Raw genomic sequence first — 17,418 nt, forward strand, 5'->3', positions numbered from 1 at the left:
CTAAGATTGGCACGTTGGTCTGGAGTCGTGTATAAGTGAAATGTAGAAATTTGCCTAAAGTAAAAAAATAAAAATTCTTTATTTTTATTTTATTTTTCTAGTAGGTATTATGAGAAATAATTATTTTTTTTTTTATATGATATTTATTAATTTATTTTTTTTTTTTTTTTATTTGATTTTTTTTTAGAATACCAATGGTTTTTGTCTATGGTAGTTTGTTGTTTTTTTTGGATTGGTGGAGATTATGTCTGAATTTAGATTTTATGGGTGGGGGGGGGGGGGGGGAATCTCATACCCTAAAACTTTATAAGGAGGATGAAGTAGAATGTATCGAGGGGGCAGATGAAATCTCGATACTAAAATTTTGTATAGCAAAATATGGTAATGAGCTTATTGAAGAAAATAGGGAAAAGAGGGAGTATGGAGACTTTGGGTATGAATATACTATGAAATCCATGTTGGCAGAAGCAGATTCTATTGATAGCAAAGATAAATTGATAGCATTGTTTAACAAGATTTATTACTTTATTACCCCCAGAGATAAAAAGGAGTTGGTAGAGTATGAAAAACAATGTGAGGAAGAATATGATAGATTATACGAATCTGCTGAAAAGTTGATGGTTGAAGTAAGGGGATATAACGAAAAACACAGGTTATTCGATTATGCAAGGAAAGCAACAACTAAAGATTTCCAAAGATCTTTTGAGGATATACAAGCACATATTGAGAATGCAGAAGACTATGAGCAAATAGTTGCACTCTATAAGGAACTTACTGCACTTATTAAGGACATTGTAGCAAACTATAATCATTATAGGGGAGATTATTTTCCTTATAAGATTAATATTTCAACAAAGATTCTTACACCAAAGCAAATCAGTAAAACAAAGATACAAAAGAGTATGGAAGCTACTTTTCACGAGACAAAGCTAAAAGATACAAAAGAGATTATGGACAAATTGGATTTAGAATATTCATATACACCCGGGAAGATAGATTCTGTCCCAAAGGTTATTACCTATAAAGATAAATATAGATTTAGCAATAAGGACTTAAAAACAGATAGAGAGCATATAGAGACAAATGCCTTTTTTATAGCATTGCTTCAAGCAGCAAACCTCAAAGTATCAGCTATCACAAAAGCATACGAGAGAGCAGAGGCGACATCTGGCTATCTCACACAGATTGAGAGCAAATATAATGAACGTGTGAATGACTTGGTAACCAAAAGATTTAATGAATTGTATAAAAAAGTTGAAGACAATCAATATGAGTTTGGACTAAAACTTGAAAAAACTCAAATAAATTTTACAATTTTTAGGGGCAACAACAAAGATGAGGTTTTGGAGCTAGATTTACAATCAGAGGGCTTTAAATGGTTTTTTAATCTTTTTTTCCATCTTTTGTATAGCAAGACTTTGCAAAAAGGTAGCGTAGTGCTTATGGATGAACCAGCACATAATCTTTCTATCCCAGCACGCAAGGAATTTAGGGACTTCTTAAAGCAATATGGAGAAGAGAATGGTATCACCTTTGTAATTGTTACACATGATCCATTCCTTGTGCATGCTGATTATCTTGATGAGATTCGCATCGTGCAAAATCACACCAAAGAAGATTCTAAAGGAGTGGAGATACTCAATGACTTTTCAAGTATTAGCTCAAAAGATACTGATGCACTCTTGATAATCAAACAAGCACTTGGTATAGGCACATATATCCTCTATCCACCAAATTTGCAGATAATCTTTGTAGAGGGAATCACGGATTATAACTACCTCACGACTTTTAAGATTCTGAAAGAGAGAGAAGAGAATAAGCTCTGCAGTGTAGTGTTCTTGCCCATTGGAGGCTTAGGAGAAAAAGGTGATGAGAAAGAAATTTTAGAGAAGTTATTGCAACAGCACAAAGAGCCAATATTGCTTATCGATGATGATGGTGCGGGTAAGGCAATAATAAAAGTCAAAGAAGAGAATAAAATGGAATCTTTGCGAATTATCAAGCTAAGTGAGATAGATTCTAAACTCAAAGAGATAGAAGATTGCTTTGATAAGAAAGATATAGAAAAATATGGCTTATTGAAAAAAGATTCTAATGGCAAAGAAAGTAAAGAGTTTATCAAAAGTTCTAAACTTTCTAGTGCGATAAAGAAAGCATTGCTATGGAGAAAAGCTGATGATGACAAAACACAGAATCTTATAGAACAATCAACAAAACAGAATTTTTATAAGATTCTTGATTACCTTGAGAATTTATAAGCTTGTTATAAAAAATGTTGTATGGTATTTATATGAATGTTTTGAGGGAGATTTTTAGAGAAAAGGGCTATTAAATTTATTTGTAACCTTAGTATAAAGTTCTTTCATTCATAAAGATTTATATGTAATATCATGATATTTTTTATCTGAAGTGTTTATTTTTGGGGTAGTAAAGTTTCATTCATAATTAATTTTATATCCTCTATTATGGATTCTGATATTAAGAGATTTAATACTTAGCAAATAGAGTATCTTAAGTATATAATAAAGATTCTTAAACTTTAGGAAATAGACTAAAATTTCAATATATACATATATTTTCTGCTATAATACCTAAGCTTAAAGAAGGGTTAAAGCTTTACAAGGCTTCAAAATTTCCTTATATTTTAAAGCTTATAGATTTTATAATCATTATGAATATTAAAAAAGTATTATCTTATTTATCTTTAAATTGTATTGTAATGTAAAAAAAAGGAAAACTATGGAATATATTTTTGATAATAAAACACTGACAATGTCAATCCTTGCAACACCAGCACATATTAATTTCAATGGTGTTATGCACGGCGGAGATTTATTAAAGATTCTTGACCAAGTCGCCTATGCATGTGCTACTCGTTATTGTGGTATTGGAGTGGTTACACTAAGTGTTGATAGAGTGCTTTTTCGTAGTCCAATAAAAATTGGGAATCTTATTCATTTTTTAGCTTGCGTGAATTACACAGGAGTTACCAGTGTTGAAGTTGGAATTAAAGTTCTTTCTGAAGATATTGCCAATAAGTCTGTAACACATTGCAATAGTTCATATTTTACTATGGTTGCACTTGATGAAGATGGTAGACCGACCAAAGTCCCGCAATTAGTGCCAATAACAGATGAAGAAAAAAGACGATTTGAGGCGGGCAAACTACGTAGAGAAGCAAGTAAGAGAAATAATAAAAAATTATGATATAAGATATTTCAAAAATTTAATTGTTGTGTTTTATTTTTAATATTTATATGTTAGCAAAATTATTATATTTATAGAATGACATTTATTTTTATAGTATTTAAATAATAATTTAACCATTATGTTTTATACAAATAATATTCTAATAATATTTATTTCATAAGCATGAAACTTGTTCAATGTAAGATTCTAAATCTGTAATATACAGATTCTTGAAGGGTGGAGAAAAATTGAAAATATTTATTAAAAATCTACAATAAAATATAGATTTTAGATTATAATGCGATATAAAATACTTAAATTATTAAGGAATTATATGTCAGCTTATACAAATACAACAAAACGTTATACAGATTCTGAAATTCTTGATCTTATGGATAATGCATCATTAAAAGAACTTGGAAAAATGGCAAATGCTAAGAAATTAGAGATTCACCCAAGAAAAATTACAACTTTCGTTGTTGATAGAAATATTAATTATACTAATATTTGTTGGGTTGATTGCAAATTTTGTGCTTTTAAACGGAACTTAGGACAAGAGGGTGAATATATATTGAGCTTTGATGAAATAGATAAGAAAATTGAAGAGTTACTTGCGATTGGTGGGACACAAATCCTCTTTCAAGGTGGTGTGCATCCAAAATTAAAAATTGATTATTATGAAAATCTTGTTTCACATATTGCACAAAAATACCCAACAATTACTATTCATGGGTTTTCTGCTATTGAGGTAAATTTTATTGCCAAAATCTCAAAACTTAGTATTAAAGAAGTTTTATTGCGATTACAAAAAGCTGGATTATCTTCAATACCTGGTGCAGGTGCAGAGATTTTAAGTGATTCTGTGCGTGATTTGATTGCTCCCAAAAAACTTTCAAGTGATGAATGGATTGAAGTGCATAGAGAAGCACACAAGATTAATATGAAAAGCACTGCTACCATGATGTTTGGTAGTTTAGAAAATAATGATGATATTGTTGAACATTGGCGAAGAGTACGTGATTTGCAAGATGAGACGAGAGGGTTTCGAGCATTTATTTTATGGAGCTTTCAACCAAACAATACGCCATTAAAAGCACAATATCCACATATTGAAAAAGCTAGTTCCAATCGTTATTTACGCCTTTTGGCATGTTCTCGTCTTTATCTTGATAATATCAAAAATATTCAAAGTAGCTGGGTTACACAAGGTAGCCATATCGGGCAGTTAGCTTTACTTTTTGGTGCAAATGATTTAGGGAGTACGATGATGGAAGAAAATGTTGTTTCATCTGCTGGGGCATGTCATTCAATGAATCAAGATGAAATGATAGGGCTTATTCGAGATGTCAATGAGATTCCAGCTAAACGAAATACGGCATATGAAATTTTAGAACAATATTCATAGTTTTGCAAGATATAAATTTTGATTTTTATATAATATTTTTCTTAAGAATATTCCCAGGATTTTGATTCTTTAAAATCATAAGCTTATTTTTATGGGGTTTACTATGTTAAGAAAAATTATATTGTTTATGTTTTGTATGCTACATTATGTTTATGCCGCACGACCAATGAATACTGATGATGCTCGCATTACCCCAAGAAATCAATGTCAAATAGAAACATGGGCAGAATTTCATTTCAATGGAAATAGTGAAGTCTGGGCATTGCCCGGTTGCAATTTATTTTGGGATACAGAAATAACACTTGGAGGTATGATTGGATTAGAATCTGATTCGATTCAATTTCAAGTGAAAAAACTTTTTGTTGATGCCGATAAGAAAAATTGGGGAATTGGTATAGCATTAGGAAACATTCATCATTTTATTGTAGATTCAAAGAGTAAAAATGATCTCTACCTTTATGTTCCTGCTACATTGACATTCTTTGATTCTAAACTTGTTTTTCATGCAAACATAGGTTATAATTTGCAAGATTTTCGATCTAATATTTATAGTGCAGGTATTGGTATAGAGGCTGGTATTACAGAGAAAATCTATTTTATTGGCGAAGTGTATTATAATCGCTTTGATCCACTCATTTATCAGGTCGGATTACGTACATGGATAGTGCAAGATTCATTGCAAATAGATTCTACTTATGGTAATTCTTTTGACGGAAAATCAAGTTTTGTGAGTCTTGGATTTAGAATTTTGCCTCAAAAAAAGATTACACTTATGCACAAAACTAAGTGATAAGAAAATATTTTATTGTAAATTGTTTATTTTATGATTATTTCATAAAAATACATCATTTTGTTTTTTTACTATCTATGCTTGTGTAAATCTTTTCATATTTTTTGCCAACATATTCTTCATCTTAATAATTTTTATAAATTTAATATTCAAATATTATAGATTTATTTTTTATATTCAATTTATATGCAATAATATTTAACATTTAGTATCAAATAAAGTTTTATCTTGCATTTTTTCTTAAGATTTTTACTTCATAGAGGCATCTACAATACATAACAAACATCTATTTATATAGCAGAATAACTTTTATAATCTAAATATAATAAACTTACTCTTAAAATCTATGCCCTCACGGCAAGTTTATTAATTGCTTCAGAATTAAGCTCGTCCATGTGTGTTTTCATCACTTTAGAATACATATCAACAAGGCGATTTGTTTCAATCATGCTTGACATTTCAAGCACTGCATTTACATTGCTTTTTTCTAAGAATCCTTGTGCTACAATTCCGCTATTATACACGAGATTTACCCCAGCCAATCCCTCGCTACTTGTATCATTTGGTATTTTTCTTTCTTCAATATACAGACTTGAACCAATCTTTTTTAAAAATTTTGGATTATCAAAAGTAACAATGGCGAGGCTACCACCAGCGACATTATCTGCCATTCCTTCATTGCTCAAATCTTTAAAACTAAGATTGCCATTTGCATCCGCAGTAATTTGCATAGTAGGATTCATTAAGATACCACCTTCATTATCAACGCCATCGCGAGATAAAACATGGAATCCTTCTTTTGTTACCAAATACCCATCATCACTAATACTAAAGCTCCCGTTGCGTGTGTAAGCTACTCCATTAGGTGTTTGCACAGCAAAAAACATATTTGGTGATTTTAATGCAAAATCCAAATCGTTTTCAGTATGTTCCATTGAACCAATGCTATGGTCTGTGTAAGATTCTGCGATAACTGGCACACGAGTCATTGTGCGATTAATAAATTTTGCCGCAGCTCTTGTTTCATCTGGGATTGGTAGTGTGTCTTGATGTCCTTGCACCATACGTAAAAAATCACCAATGACAACATCATCGCGTTTGTAGCCATTTGTATTTAAATTTGCTAAATTATGTGAAATAATATCGAGGCGGTTAAATTGTGTAACCATACCACCTGTTGCACCATAATATCCTGTTTGCATAATCTCTCCTTAGATTGTTTGTAATTTTTACAATATTTTTGTATTCTCAAGATTTTAAAGATGAAGTAACCTTTAAACTTAAATAAAGTAAAGTTGTAATTGCATAAGCAAAAAGCTTTCCAAATTTATGTTTAATGGTATGAAGTATTTAATACTATCATAATATTGTAAGTATTTTCTATAAAATGAGATAAAATTTACATATATGCTTATTTTTTACTATATAATTTAAGAATTTTTAGAAATATATAAGGAGAAATATATGATTATTGGTATTCCAAAAGAGATAATGAATCATGAACATAGAGTAGGGCTAATACCAAGTGATGTAAAAATACTTAAAAACTCAAATCCTCTCCATGAAATCTATATAGAAAATGGTTTAGGAAATAGCATAGGGTATAGTAATGAAGATTATGAACAGGCGGGAGCAAAGATTCTCAAAAGTGCAAAAGAGGTGTGGCAAAAGGCAGAATTTATTATAAAATGTAAAGAACCTGTTGAATCTGAATATCAATATTTACATAAAGATATGATTCTTTATAGTTTTCTCGATCTTGCATATTCTAAAAGTCTTGCACAGGCTTTAGTAGATTCTCAAGTAACTTCAATTTGTGGGGAAACTATATCTGGTCCAAATGGAGATTATCCTATTCTCGCAGCAATGAGTGAAGTAACTGGGAAATTTGTGGCACAACATGCTGCTACACTCTTAAGCACAAATTATGGTGGACGAGGTATTTTAGTTGGTGGTTGTGCAGGGGTTCAACCTGCTAGAGCAGTAATAGTTGGTGGGGGGGTCGTTGGAATCAATGCTGCTAAAGTGCTTGTGGGAATGGGTGCAGATGTATGGATTCTTGATATTAATACACAAAAGTTAAGCACTCATCCACTTGTTATTGATAATAAAATTAAACTTCTTTATTCTAATGATGAATCTATCCGCATTGCATTGCAGAATGCAGATATTTTAATTGGGGCAATACTTGTTACCGCAAATGCAACGCCAAAAATTATTACAAGAGAACATTTGCGTCTTATGAATAAAGGAGGCGTTGTCCTTGATGTGTCAGTGGATCTTGGAGGTTGTGTTGAAACTTCACGACAAACTACACATGATGATTCTATATATATTGAAGAGGGGCTTATACATTATGGTGTGCCAAATATACCTGGTGTTATTGCCCGAACTTCAAGCATTACCTATTCTTATGAATCATTGCCTTATATCCTTGCAATTGCTAATCATGGCTGGAAAGAAATGCTTCAAATGAAAGGAGCAATGAGTGGTTTAAATGCATATAATGGTAAAATTGCACTAGAATCTATTGCAAAAGCATTTGCACTTCCTTATATTGACACACAAACAATAATAAACTCAAATAATTAGCATCACCTATCAAGAGGTAATATATGAAAAAGAGTGTTTCTCAAACATATAACAAAAGAATATTTGCATGGTTTTTTTTACTGTTGGCAATAGCTTTAGAAGTGAGTGCGTTAGCTTTACTTAAGGTTATTCCTTTGTGGTTAGAATCTATTGGCACAAACGGTATCGTTACATTGTTCGGGTTGGAAATATCCACGACAATGATTGCAAAAGTCAATTTATTATTTATGATTGCGATTTCATATTATTGTATGTCTCTCGCCTTACGAAAAATTGCTTTAGGTGTAGCATATTCTACATGGGAAATTGTTGGTTTAATTGGTGTTTTACTCATTTCTTTTGTCTTTTTTGATCCCTCGTTGAGTGTGCAGCAATATATTGGTATTGGTGTTGGATTTGTTGGGATTATTTGTGTAATATTGGGAGAGGAACATTAGTTTGTGTTTTGACTCTTAGATAAAAGTGCTTATTTGGAATACTTAATAATTGCCATTCAAGGAATAATTTTTTAGTAGTCTAAGTGAAATATAGAAAATCGCAAGATGGCGTATATAATATATAAATAAAAGAATGAATATTGTTTTTATCTAAAAATAAGATTCCAATAAGAAAGAATCTTATTAATTATTAAGATTGCTATTTTATATTGCCTCATAAATTAGAGTAAAATAATAAATATTGGCAGAAGTTTTGTTATTTTCTTTATGTTGTTTGTATTTCATTGATGATCTTTTATAACCATAAAAAATAATCAATGAAATATTTGATGAAATTTCTTATATCTCAAGTATTAAGATTTTGTGGGCTTTATATCAAAATTCTTAGGCTCTTGTTACAATAAATATTTCTCAAAAATATCAAAAAAATTATGTTACGATTTACTTTTTATTTTTAAATGTGTAAAATAATTACACATTTATTTTTCTTTGTTATGATTTATACTTCATTTATGGAAAAAAGAAATTTTTTTTGGTATATTTCTCTCAAAGTTTTAGCAAGATAGGAGATAAAAATAATGCAAAAACGCATATATTTAGACAACAATGCAACAACTATGCTGGACCCTAGCATTTTGCCACTTATGCAACCTTATTTTTGTGAAAAATTTGGGAATCCAAATAGTTTGCATAAATATGGCACAGAAACTCACCCCGCTATTCAAGAGGCGATAGAGAAGCTCTATAATGGTATCAATGCTGCTGATAGTGATGATATTGTTATCACAGGTTGTGCGACTGAATCCAATAATTGGGTATTGAAAGGCGTGTATTTTGATGAGATTCTCAAAAAAGGAAAAAAGCATATCGTTACGACAGAGGTGGAGCACCCTGCTATTGGAGCGACTTGTAGCTTTTTAGAATCTCTAGGCGTGGAGGTTACGCGACTTCCTATAAACGCACAAGGCACGATTACTGCGGAACAAGTGGCAGAGGTGATACGCGAGGATACGGCGTTGGTTAGCGTTATGTGGGCGAATAATGAGACAGGACTCATATTTCCTATTGAAGAGATTGGCAAGATTTGTAGGCAAAAAGGTGTTTTATTTCATACTGACGCAGTGCAAGCTATCGGCAAGATTCTCGTTGATGTGCAAAAAGCAAATGTTGATTTGCTAAGCTTTAGTGCGCATAAGTTTCATGGACCAAAGGGCATAGGTGGGTTATATATTCGTAAAGGCGTGGAGCTTACTCCATTATTACATGGAGGGGAGCATATGCGTGGGAGACGAAGCGGGACGCTCAATGTCCCTTATATTATTGCAATGGGCGAGGCTATGCGTTTAGCAAATGAATACTTGGACTTTGAGTTGAGTGCAGTGCGTAAAATGCGTGATTATTTAGAAGACAAATTGCTAGAGATTAAAGATGTGTTTGTCGTTGGCACAAGGGAAAATCGTGTGCCAAATACGACTTTAATCAGCGTGCGAGGTATTGAGGGTGAAGCTATGCTATGGGATTTGAATAAAGCAGGGATAGCAGCTAGCACAGGGAGTGCGTGTGCGAGTGAGGACTTGGAAGCAAATCCAGTCATGGTAGCTATCGGTGCAGATAAAGAACTTGCACACACCGCGATTAGAATCTCACTAAGCCGCTTCAATACGCAAGAAGAGATTGATTATACTATAGAGGTATTTAAAAAGGCGGTAGAGAGATTACGGAATATTTCTAGCTCGTATGACGCATAGGAAAATAAGTTTATTCTAAGGTTTAAAATGGTGCAAACAATAAGCGAGACGAAATTCTGCATGTCAAATACAGAATCTTTCTTTAATGACAAAAATGCCTTGTTGTATAATGTGAACGTTTTAAACAAAAATACATTAGATTCTAATAGCGTGGATTTAATTATAACTTCTCCACCATATAATGTTGGTATTGATTATAACTCAAATGATGATACATTGGATTATCAACAATATTTAGAATTTACTCAATCTTGGTTATCTAATTGCTATATATGGGCTAAAGATAGGGCTAGACTTTGCCTTAATATTCCACTAGATAAAAATAAAGGAGGACAGCAAAGTGTCGGGGCTGATATTACACAAATTGCTAAAAAAGTTGGTTGGAAGTATCATAGCACTATTATTTGGAATGAGGGGAATATTTCGCGTAGGACTGCGTGGGGCAGTTGGCTTAGTGCGTCTGCACCCTATGTAATCGCACCTGTTGAACTGATTCTCGTGTTATATAAAAACGAATGGAAAAAAGTCGATAAGGGTGTTAGCGATATTTCTAAAGATGAGTTTATGTCTTGGACAAATGGGCTTTGGAGCTTTAATGGAGAATCTAAAAGGCGTATAGGACATCCAGCCCCATTTCCTAGAGAATTGCCCAAACGTTGTATTAAACTTTTTTCTTTCGTAGAAGATAGTGTTTTAGACCCTTTTTGTGGTAGCGGAACAACGCTTATAGAATCTATGTTGAATAACAGACGTGCTATTGGTATAGAAATAGACAAAAATTATTGTGAATTGGCGAAAAATAGAATCTTAAGTGAAAAAGGATTGTTTCAATGAGAGATGTTTCGCAATTGGATTTAATTATGGAATTTTTTAAAAATAATCCTAATAGGGATATTCCGCACCCAGAAGTTGTAGATTGGGTTGTAAATGAATATAAAAAACGAACAGGAAAAGTTTTTCGCGACCCAGATAGAGGAATTAGAAGTTTGCATCAAAAGGGACATTTGCAAAAAATTGCTAAAGGTGTTTATAAATATGACCCAAATTTTGTAAATTTAAGAAATGATTTAGAGGATTTTACGCAAAGTTTAAAAGCTAAAATTTTAGAACGTGATAATTATAAATGTGTAATTTGTGGAATGGGTAAAAAGGAGGGCGTTGAGCTTCATATAGACCATATCAAACCCAAAGATTTAGGAGGAAAAGCAAGTTTAGAGAATGGACAAACTCTTTGTAGCCGACATAATTTTTTAAAAAAGAATCTCAAACAAACAGAAACGGGTAAAAAAATGTTTATTCAAATGCTAGAAACTGCGAAAGATTCTAATGAAATAGAACTCGTAAAATTTTTAGAAGATGTGTTAAGCGTTTATGAAAAACATAATATCAATGGGCATATAGTATGGAAAAAGTAATGCTAATGTTTAGGTAAAATTATGAAAATTGTTGGAATTTTTATAAAATCTAGATTTTATAAATTCGCTTTTGATTATATAAAAGGCGGATTTTTGAGTCTAAATTTTGCAACATAGTTTCTATTATGATGCGAAAGCATTTTAGAGACTAAACTTAGATTTATAAAATTTACAAAAGGATAGAAAATGGCAAAGAATGATTTAATCGGTGGCGCATTATGGGACGCCTACTCAAAAAAAGTCAGTGAAAGAATGGATAACCCTACGCATTTAGGGGTTATCACACAAAAAGACGCGGATGAAAAAGGCGCGAAGCTTATCGTGGCTGATTATGGTGCAGAGTCTTGTGGCGATGCGGTAAGGTTGTATTGGCTTGTGGATTCTGATGATAGAATTATTGATGCGAAGTTTAAGAGGTTTGGCTGTGGGGCGGCGATTGCAAGCTCTGATATGATGGTGGAGCTATGTCTTGGTAAAAAGGTGCAAGAGGCAGTAAAAATCACAAATCTTGATGTCGAACATGCCTTGCGTGATGACCCAGATACACCAGCAGTGCCGGGACAAAAAATGCACTGCTCTGTTATGGCGTATGATGTCATCAAAAAGGCGGCAGGTATGTATTTAGGCAAAAATGCGGAGGACTTTGAGGACGAAATCATCGTGTGCGAGTGCGCACGCGTGAGTCTTTCGACTATTAAAGAAGTGATAAAGTTGAATGACTTAAAAAGTGTGGAGGAAATTACGCAATATACAAAGGCAGGTGCATTTTGTAAAAGCTGTGTAAAACCCGGAGGACACGAGAAAAGGGAGTATTATCTTGAAGATATTTTGCGTGATGTGAGGGCTGAAATGGACGCACAGAATCTCAAAAATCTAGCAAATAATGCTACAAGCGGGAATCTTGCTTTTAAAGATATGACAATTCCTCAAAAGGTGAAGCAGATTGACAAAACAATTGATGAATATATCCGCCCAATGCTGATGATGGATGGTGGGAATATGGAAATTCTTGATATAAAGGATACGAGTGATGGCTATATTGATGTCTATATTCGCTATATGGGTGCGTGTGATGGTTGTGCGAGTGCGACTACAGGGACACTTTATGCGATAGAAGAGGTGTTAAAAGAACATTTATCAAAACAGATTCGTGTTTTTCCAATTTAATAAAAATACTATCATTTCAACTTTGTATTGTCTAAATTGAAAAATGTATTTGCAAATGTAAAGACTATCGCTTCAATTGACATTTAAAAAAAGCTATGAAGTTTTTATATTTTAAAATCTCAATGCAACGGTTTATTATTGTTAGATTAAATTGAAGTAATGTAGCATAACAGAGAAAGATTTCTCCATCAAACTCATATCTTGTGATGATTTATAGATTCTGTATTTTATAAGATCTAATCGTCTTTTTTTCAAACAATAATAAGGATTTTACTATGTGTCAATCCATGGATTATCAATTAGAAGCTTATAATTTCTCCCTCCCAACTAATCTTATAGCAACAAATCCTATATATCCTAAAGAACATGCAAAATTACTTGTATATCACAATAATAGGATTACGCATACAACTTTTGAGAATCTTTTTGATTTTATTCCAAAAGATTATCTTATTGTTTTAAATAATACAAAGGTTCTTAAGGCACGATTATTTGGATATAAACTCTCCTTGCAATCTGATTTAGTGTATTTACAGGCGACTACACATATACAACAGATTTTAGATTCCTTTCAGTCTCAAAGGAAAAAAGAAATATTTTATCATAAGACATTACAATCATCGTTACATTTAGTGCAGATAAAGGGTAGGGTAAAAATAGCAGATATTTTTATTCTTGAAGGTATTAATAATATAGCAATGCAGATTGTTGGTATTCAAGAAAATGGTTTTAAAGAAGTGATTTTTTATTCTTTTAAGGACTTACAAATATTGTGGCAACTCGTTCAAAATACGCTTGAAAAGAAAAATGGAGCATATTATCAAGCAAAATCGCAACACTGTTGTAATCAAGATTCTCTTTTTAACAACCATGTATTGCATGAAAATGATGTGTTAGAGATACTGCAGAAATATGGTAGTGTTCCCTTACCCCCATATATTAAGAGAAAAAGCAATATTCAAGATGAAATTGACTATCAAAGTATTTTTGCCTTGCATTATGGGTCCGTTGCTGCTCCAACTGCAAGTTTGCATTTTTCAGAGACAATGCTTGATTACTTGATGTCTCATTATAGCGTAGCTTTTGTAACACTTCATGTGGGTGCTGGGACATTTCAACCTGTGCAAACAGAAAATATTATAGCACATAAGATTCATAGTGAATCTTGTTATATACCACATGAAAGTGCTAAAAAAATTCTTGAATCTAAAAAGATTCTGTGTGTTGGCACAACAGCTATGCGAAGTGTTGAATGGTTTTTGCAAACAAGGCAAACAAGTGGGGAAAACAATATTTTTTTACATCCTATGAATCCACCACAAAAAGTGAAATCTTTGCTTACGAATTTTCATCTCCCAAAATCAAGCCTCCTTATGCTTGTTAGTAGTATAATTGGTAGAGAAAAAACTCTTGAGATTTATGAAGAGGCTATCAAACAACAATATAGATTTTATTCCTATGGTGATGGTATGTTGATTATTGAATAATATTGCTAGAAAATATAACTCTGATAAAATTGAAATATGATATTTTTTGAGATTTCTGAAAATTATGAGTTTCATTTTAAGAATGCAGGAGAATAGTTATATTGTTATGTTTGCAATATATTTAACCTTCAAATATACATTGAAAGATAAAAATATTCTTACAAATACCATCTATATGTTAAAGTAATAATATAAGGATTGATCGTAACTATTTCTTTATAATTAACAAGCCCATTATTTCCTTCTTTATAAGTGCTAAGATGTTTATTGTTAAACGGCATAGTGAATCTAGCGGATACTTCAGAGCTTTGATTGATTCTATAATTTATCCCAAGGTTAAAATGATATGCCCAACCATCATAATACTCTACTATATGTTCCATTGTATATCTCTTCGAACCTATCCAGTCTTCAAATTCCACATTATAGGTATTCATCCAATAACTCATACCAATGCCACCACTAATACCAAAACTTCCAAATCGGAGTGTTAAATCTGCATTAATTGCAGCATATCCAGACAAAATAGATGTTTTGCTCTTGTATCTATATGGCCATGTATTTCCTGGAAGAATCATAGCATTTGGTATAGTTTTACTAGATCCACCACCAAACATAATGTTGCCATATATGTCAATCTCAAGTAAGCTTATGGGGCGTATTTTTACCCCTGCTTCCAAATTGATGCCACCAACTATATTATCATCAAGACATACTTGTGCTGTGCAATGTCTATTGTAAGATATTTTATCCATAGATTGAAAATTGCTTTGTGGGTAATTAATAGGCAATAGCTCTTGGATTTTGTTTGAAAATAAACCAACAGATGCTCCACCTCCCGCAAAGAATAAAATAGAATTTGTATTTTCCCTTGCCTGCATAATGGAACTGCTTAACATTATGCTTGAAAATAATGCTAAATGTAATATTTTTTTCATACATGATCTCCACACATATCAAGAAATGAATATATAAAAATTATAGAAATATGTATTAAATACAATGATACAATATTACTATATACAACCTTGTGATTATTTTTATATCTTTTATTTTTTCTAGTGCAATGTATATTTTTTTCACTATATAGTCTTATTATTTAACTATTTTTTGAAAGAAAATCATGCGTCAAAAAGTCCTGTGATTATTAGAGAATCTTATTGTAATTAATAGAAGCCTTAAGATTATTTAGATATAATACCAAGATTATTTTATAATATTTTTTTAAGGAAATCAATTTTTATTAAGGACTAAAAAATATGTTTCATGCAACAACAATTTTAGGTTATGTTGGCACAAAAGATGGTAAACCTTATGGAGTTATCGGTGGAGATGGGCAAGTAAGTTTTGGGAATTGCATTATGAAAGGCAATGCCAATAAGATTCGATCGCTTTATAATGGCAAAATACTAAGTGGATTTGCCGGTAGCACAGCAGATGCCTTTACTCTCTTTGATATGTTTGAAAGGATTTTAGAGGGTAAAAAGGGGGATTTGTTAAAATCTGTTTTAGAGTTTAGCAAAGAATGGCGTAAAGATAAATATCTTAGACGATTAGAGGCAATGATGATTGTTTTAGATTCTAAACATATTTATATATTAAGTGGTACAGGTGATGTAGTCGAACCAGAAGATGGAAAAATCGTAGCTATTGGCAGTGGTGGAAACTATGCATTAAGTGCCGCAAGAGCATTAGATAAATTCAGTAATTTAGAACCAAAAGAATTAGTTTTAGAATCTTTAAAGATTGCAGGAGAAATTTGTATTTATACAAACACAAATATTAAAATTTTGGAGATTACAGAATGAGTAATTTAATCCTTTCACAAACACCCAGACAGATTGTGGCATATCTTGATGAATATATCATTGGACAGCAAGAGGCAAAGAAAGCTGTGGCAATCGCACTAAGAAATCGTTACAGAAGATTACAATTATCACAAGAAATGCAAGATGAAGTTACACCAAAAAACATTCTTATGATAGGTTCTACAGGTGTTGGAAAAACAGAGATTGCTAGGCGTATGGCAAAAATTATGGGATTGCCATTTGTAAAGGTTGAGGCAAGTAAGTATACAGAAGTTGGATTTGTTGGGAGAGATGTGGAATCTATGGTGCGTGATTTAGTCAATGCAAGTATCAATTTATTGCAAAATTTACAAAAAGAAAAATCAGGACATGAAATCGAAGACTATATTCTTGAAAAGATTACACAAAAACTCCTTCCGCCATTGCCAACAAGTGTGAGTGAGCAAAAAAAACAAGAATATGAAAGTAGCTTTCAAAAAATGAAAGAAAAAGTAAAGAGTGGTGCAATGGATAATGTGCGTATTACTCTTGAAATTACCAAACAAACTGAAAAAATGGATGATAATTTGCCAACAGAAATTATTAAAGTGCAAGAGTCTCTTATTAAAGCTCTAAATGTAAGGGGTGATAAGATAAAACGAGAAATGAGTATTAAGGAAGCAAAAGAAGCGTTGTTGTTGGAGGCACAGAATGCAATTTTAGATTCTGAAGCTATTAAGATGGAAGCCCTTAAACTTGCAGAGCAAAGTGGAATTATATTCATTGATGAAATTGATAAAATAGCTGTGGCTTCAAAAGATTCAAGCAAACAAGACCCAAGTAAAGAGGGTGTGCAAAGAGATTTATTGCCAATTGTTGAGGGAAGCGTGGTGCAAACTCGCTATGGGCAAGTGCGAACTGACCATATTTTGTTTATTGCTGCAGGTGCTTTTCATTTTAGCAAACCGAGTGATTTGATTCCGGAATTACAAGGGAGATTTCCATTGCGCGTAGAGTTGCAAACCCTCGATGAAGAAGCACTATATCAGATTCTTACGCAAACAAAAAATTCAATTATTCGTCAATATCAAGCACTTTTATCTGTCGAAAATATTGAACTTGAATTTCAAGATTCTGCATTACGAGCTTTAAGTAAGCTCTCCTTTCATGCGAATGAAAAAACTGAAGATATTGGAGCAAGGAGACTGCATACAACAATTGAGAGGGTGTTAGAAGATATTAGTTTTTGTGCCGAAGATTATGCAGGACAAAAAATTTCCGTTACAGAAGATATGGTAACACAAAAGCTTCAGAATCTTGTTGAAAATGTGGATTTGGCACGATATATTTTGTAATTTAAGAATCTTAGATTATAGATTTTATAAGAGTTATTTGATTTTT

General features: G+C 32.2%; 15 protein-coding genes. 13 read left to right on the forward strand and 2 right to left on the reverse strand.

What is annotated here, in order from left to right:
- Nucleotides 1-194 precede the first annotated feature (194 nt).
- From CQA53_RS08045 to CQA53_RS08060, 4 genes are all read left to right on the forward strand, one after another.
- Complete coding sequence (locus CQA53_RS08045; RefSeq protein ID WP_115543494.1) at nt 195-2,258, forward strand: AAA family ATPase; 2,064 nt, start codon at nt 195-197, stop codon at nt 2,256-2,258.
- 481 nt (nt 2,259-2,739) lie between these two features.
- The gene (locus tag CQA53_RS08050; RefSeq protein ID WP_115543495.1) at nt 2,740-3,207 is read left to right on the forward strand and encodes an acyl-CoA thioesterase; all 468 of its coding nucleotides are present in this window, start codon (nt 2,740-2,742) and stop codon (nt 3,205-3,207) included.
- A gap of 316 nt (nt 3,208-3,523) precedes the next feature.
- Nucleotides 3,524-4,594 (forward strand): dehypoxanthine futalosine cyclase, encoded by a 1,071-nt coding sequence (locus CQA53_RS08055; protein ID WP_115543496.1) that lies wholly within the window; start codon nt 3,524-3,526, stop codon nt 4,592-4,594.
- Between the two features lie 103 nt (nt 4,595-4,697).
- Entirely contained in the window at nt 4,698-5,384 is a 687-nt protein-coding gene (locus CQA53_RS08060) for a hypothetical protein (protein ID WP_115543497.1), read from the forward strand.
- 344 nt (nt 5,385-5,728) lie between these two features.
- Here CQA53_RS08060 and CQA53_RS08065 read toward each other — a convergent pair whose 3' ends face one another.
- The gene (locus CQA53_RS08065) at nt 5,729-6,586 is read right to left on the reverse strand and encodes a flagellar hook-basal body protein (RefSeq protein ID WP_115543498.1); all 858 of its coding nucleotides are present in this window, start codon (nt 6,584-6,586) and stop codon (nt 5,729-5,731) included.
- A 262-nt stretch (nt 6,587-6,848) separates the two neighbouring features.
- Here CQA53_RS08065 and CQA53_RS08070 point away from each other — a divergent pair, with 262 nt between their 5' ends.
- From CQA53_RS08070 to queA, 7 genes are all read left to right on the forward strand, one after another.
- Nucleotides 6,849-7,976 carry an alanine dehydrogenase gene (locus CQA53_RS08070; protein ID WP_115543499.1) on the forward strand — a complete coding sequence of 376 codons (1,128 nt, stop codon included), beginning with the start codon at nt 6,849-6,851 and terminating at the stop codon, nt 7,974-7,976.
- Between the two features lie 23 nt (nt 7,977-7,999).
- A complete protein-coding gene (locus tag CQA53_RS08075) occupies nt 8,000-8,413 on the forward strand; it encodes a DMT family transporter (RefSeq protein ID WP_115543500.1) in 414 nt (137 codons plus the stop codon).
- Nucleotides 8,414-8,991: 578 nt separating this feature from the next.
- Nucleotides 8,992-10,161 (forward strand): NifS family cysteine desulfurase, encoded by a 1,170-nt coding sequence (locus CQA53_RS08080; protein ID WP_115543501.1) that lies wholly within the window; start codon nt 8,992-8,994, stop codon nt 10,159-10,161.
- A 27-nt stretch (nt 10,162-10,188) separates the two neighbouring features.
- Complete coding sequence (locus tag CQA53_RS08085; RefSeq protein WP_245945789.1) at nt 10,189-10,995, forward strand: DNA-methyltransferase; 807 nt, start codon at nt 10,189-10,191, stop codon at nt 10,993-10,995.
- Complete coding sequence (locus CQA53_RS08090; RefSeq protein ID WP_115543502.1) at nt 10,992-11,576, forward strand: HNH endonuclease; 585 nt, start codon at nt 10,992-10,994, stop codon at nt 11,574-11,576. The genes CQA53_RS08085 and CQA53_RS08090 overlap by 4 nt, the downstream gene beginning before the upstream one ends.
- 186 nt (nt 11,577-11,762) lie before the next feature.
- Entirely contained in the window at nt 11,763-12,743 is a 981-nt protein-coding gene (locus tag CQA53_RS08095; protein WP_115543503.1) for an iron-sulfur cluster assembly scaffold protein, read from the forward strand.
- A gap of 275 nt (nt 12,744-13,018) precedes the next feature.
- On the forward strand, nt 13,019-14,230 hold the full coding sequence (queA, locus tag CQA53_RS08100; protein WP_245945791.1) for a tRNA preQ1(34) S-adenosylmethionine ribosyltransferase-isomerase QueA: 1,212 nt from the start codon (nt 13,019-13,021) through the stop codon (nt 14,228-14,230).
- Nucleotides 14,231-14,388: 158 nt separating this feature from the next.
- Here queA and CQA53_RS08105 read toward each other — a convergent pair whose 3' ends face one another.
- Nucleotides 14,389-15,168 carry a hypothetical protein gene (locus CQA53_RS08105; protein ID WP_115543504.1) on the reverse strand — a complete coding sequence of 260 codons (780 nt, stop codon included), beginning with the start codon at nt 15,166-15,168 and terminating at the stop codon, nt 14,389-14,391.
- A gap of 321 nt (nt 15,169-15,489) precedes the next feature.
- On the opposite strand from CQA53_RS08105, the gene hslV reads away from it, so the two are divergent.
- Both hslV and hslU read left to right on the forward strand, forming a co-directional pair.
- Complete coding sequence (hslV, locus tag CQA53_RS08110) at nt 15,490-16,038, forward strand: ATP-dependent protease subunit HslV (protein WP_115543505.1); 549 nt, start codon at nt 15,490-15,492, stop codon at nt 16,036-16,038.
- Complete coding sequence (gene hslU / locus CQA53_RS08115) at nt 16,035-17,372, forward strand: HslU--HslV peptidase ATPase subunit (RefSeq protein WP_115543506.1); 1,338 nt, start codon at nt 16,035-16,037, stop codon at nt 17,370-17,372. Before hslV ends, hslU begins: the two co-directional genes overlap by 4 nt.
- Nucleotides 17,373-17,418: the final 46 nt, after the last annotated feature.

The sequence above is a fragment of the Helicobacter didelphidarum genome (genome assembly GCF_003364195.1).
GTDB lineage: Bacteria > Campylobacterota > Campylobacteria > Campylobacterales > Helicobacteraceae > Helicobacter_A > Helicobacter_A didelphidarum.

What these genes read in the sequence shown, in the direction of transcription:
- CQA53_RS08050 (WP_115543495.1), top strand. Translation starts at nt 2,740, where the DNA reads ATGGAATATATTTTTGATAATAAAACACTGACAATGTCAATCCTTGCA.
- CQA53_RS08095 (WP_115543503.1), top strand. Translation starts at nt 11,763, where the DNA reads ATGGCAAAGAATGATTTAATCGGTGGCGCATTATGGGACGCCTACTCA.
- CQA53_RS08105 (WP_115543504.1), bottom strand. Translation starts at nt 15,168, where the DNA reads ATGAAAAAAATATTACATTTAGCATTATTTTCAAGCATAATGTTAAGC.
- CQA53_RS08090 (WP_115543502.1), top strand. Translation starts at nt 10,992, where the DNA reads ATGAGAGATGTTTCGCAATTGGATTTAATTATGGAATTTTTTAAAAAT.
- CQA53_RS08075 (WP_115543500.1), top strand. Translation starts at nt 8,000, where the DNA reads ATGAAAAAGAGTGTTTCTCAAACATATAACAAAAGAATATTTGCATGG.
- CQA53_RS08065 (WP_115543498.1), bottom strand. Translation starts at nt 6,586, where the DNA reads ATGCAAACAGGATATTATGGTGCAACAGGTGGTATGGTTACACAATTT.
- hslU (WP_115543506.1), top strand. Translation starts at nt 16,035, where the DNA reads ATGAGTAATTTAATCCTTTCACAAACACCCAGACAGATTGTGGCATAT.
- CQA53_RS08085 (WP_245945789.1), top strand. Translation starts at nt 10,189, where the DNA reads ATGGTGCAAACAATAAGCGAGACGAAATTCTGCATGTCAAATACAGAA.
- CQA53_RS08060 (WP_115543497.1), top strand. Translation starts at nt 4,698, where the DNA reads ATGTTAAGAAAAATTATATTGTTTATGTTTTGTATGCTACATTATGTT.
- CQA53_RS08070 (WP_115543499.1), top strand. Translation starts at nt 6,849, where the DNA reads ATGATTATTGGTATTCCAAAAGAGATAATGAATCATGAACATAGAGTA.
- queA (WP_245945791.1), top strand. Translation starts at nt 13,019, where the DNA reads ATGTGTCAATCCATGGATTATCAATTAGAAGCTTATAATTTCTCCCTC.
- hslV (WP_115543505.1), top strand. Translation starts at nt 15,490, where the DNA reads ATGTTTCATGCAACAACAATTTTAGGTTATGTTGGCACAAAAGATGGT.
- CQA53_RS08055 (WP_115543496.1), top strand. Translation starts at nt 3,524, where the DNA reads ATGTCAGCTTATACAAATACAACAAAACGTTATACAGATTCTGAAATT.
- CQA53_RS08045 (WP_115543494.1), top strand. Translation starts at nt 195, where the DNA reads ATGGTTTTTGTCTATGGTAGTTTGTTGTTTTTTTTGGATTGGTGGAGA.
- CQA53_RS08080 (WP_115543501.1), top strand. Translation starts at nt 8,992, where the DNA reads ATGCAAAAACGCATATATTTAGACAACAATGCAACAACTATGCTGGAC.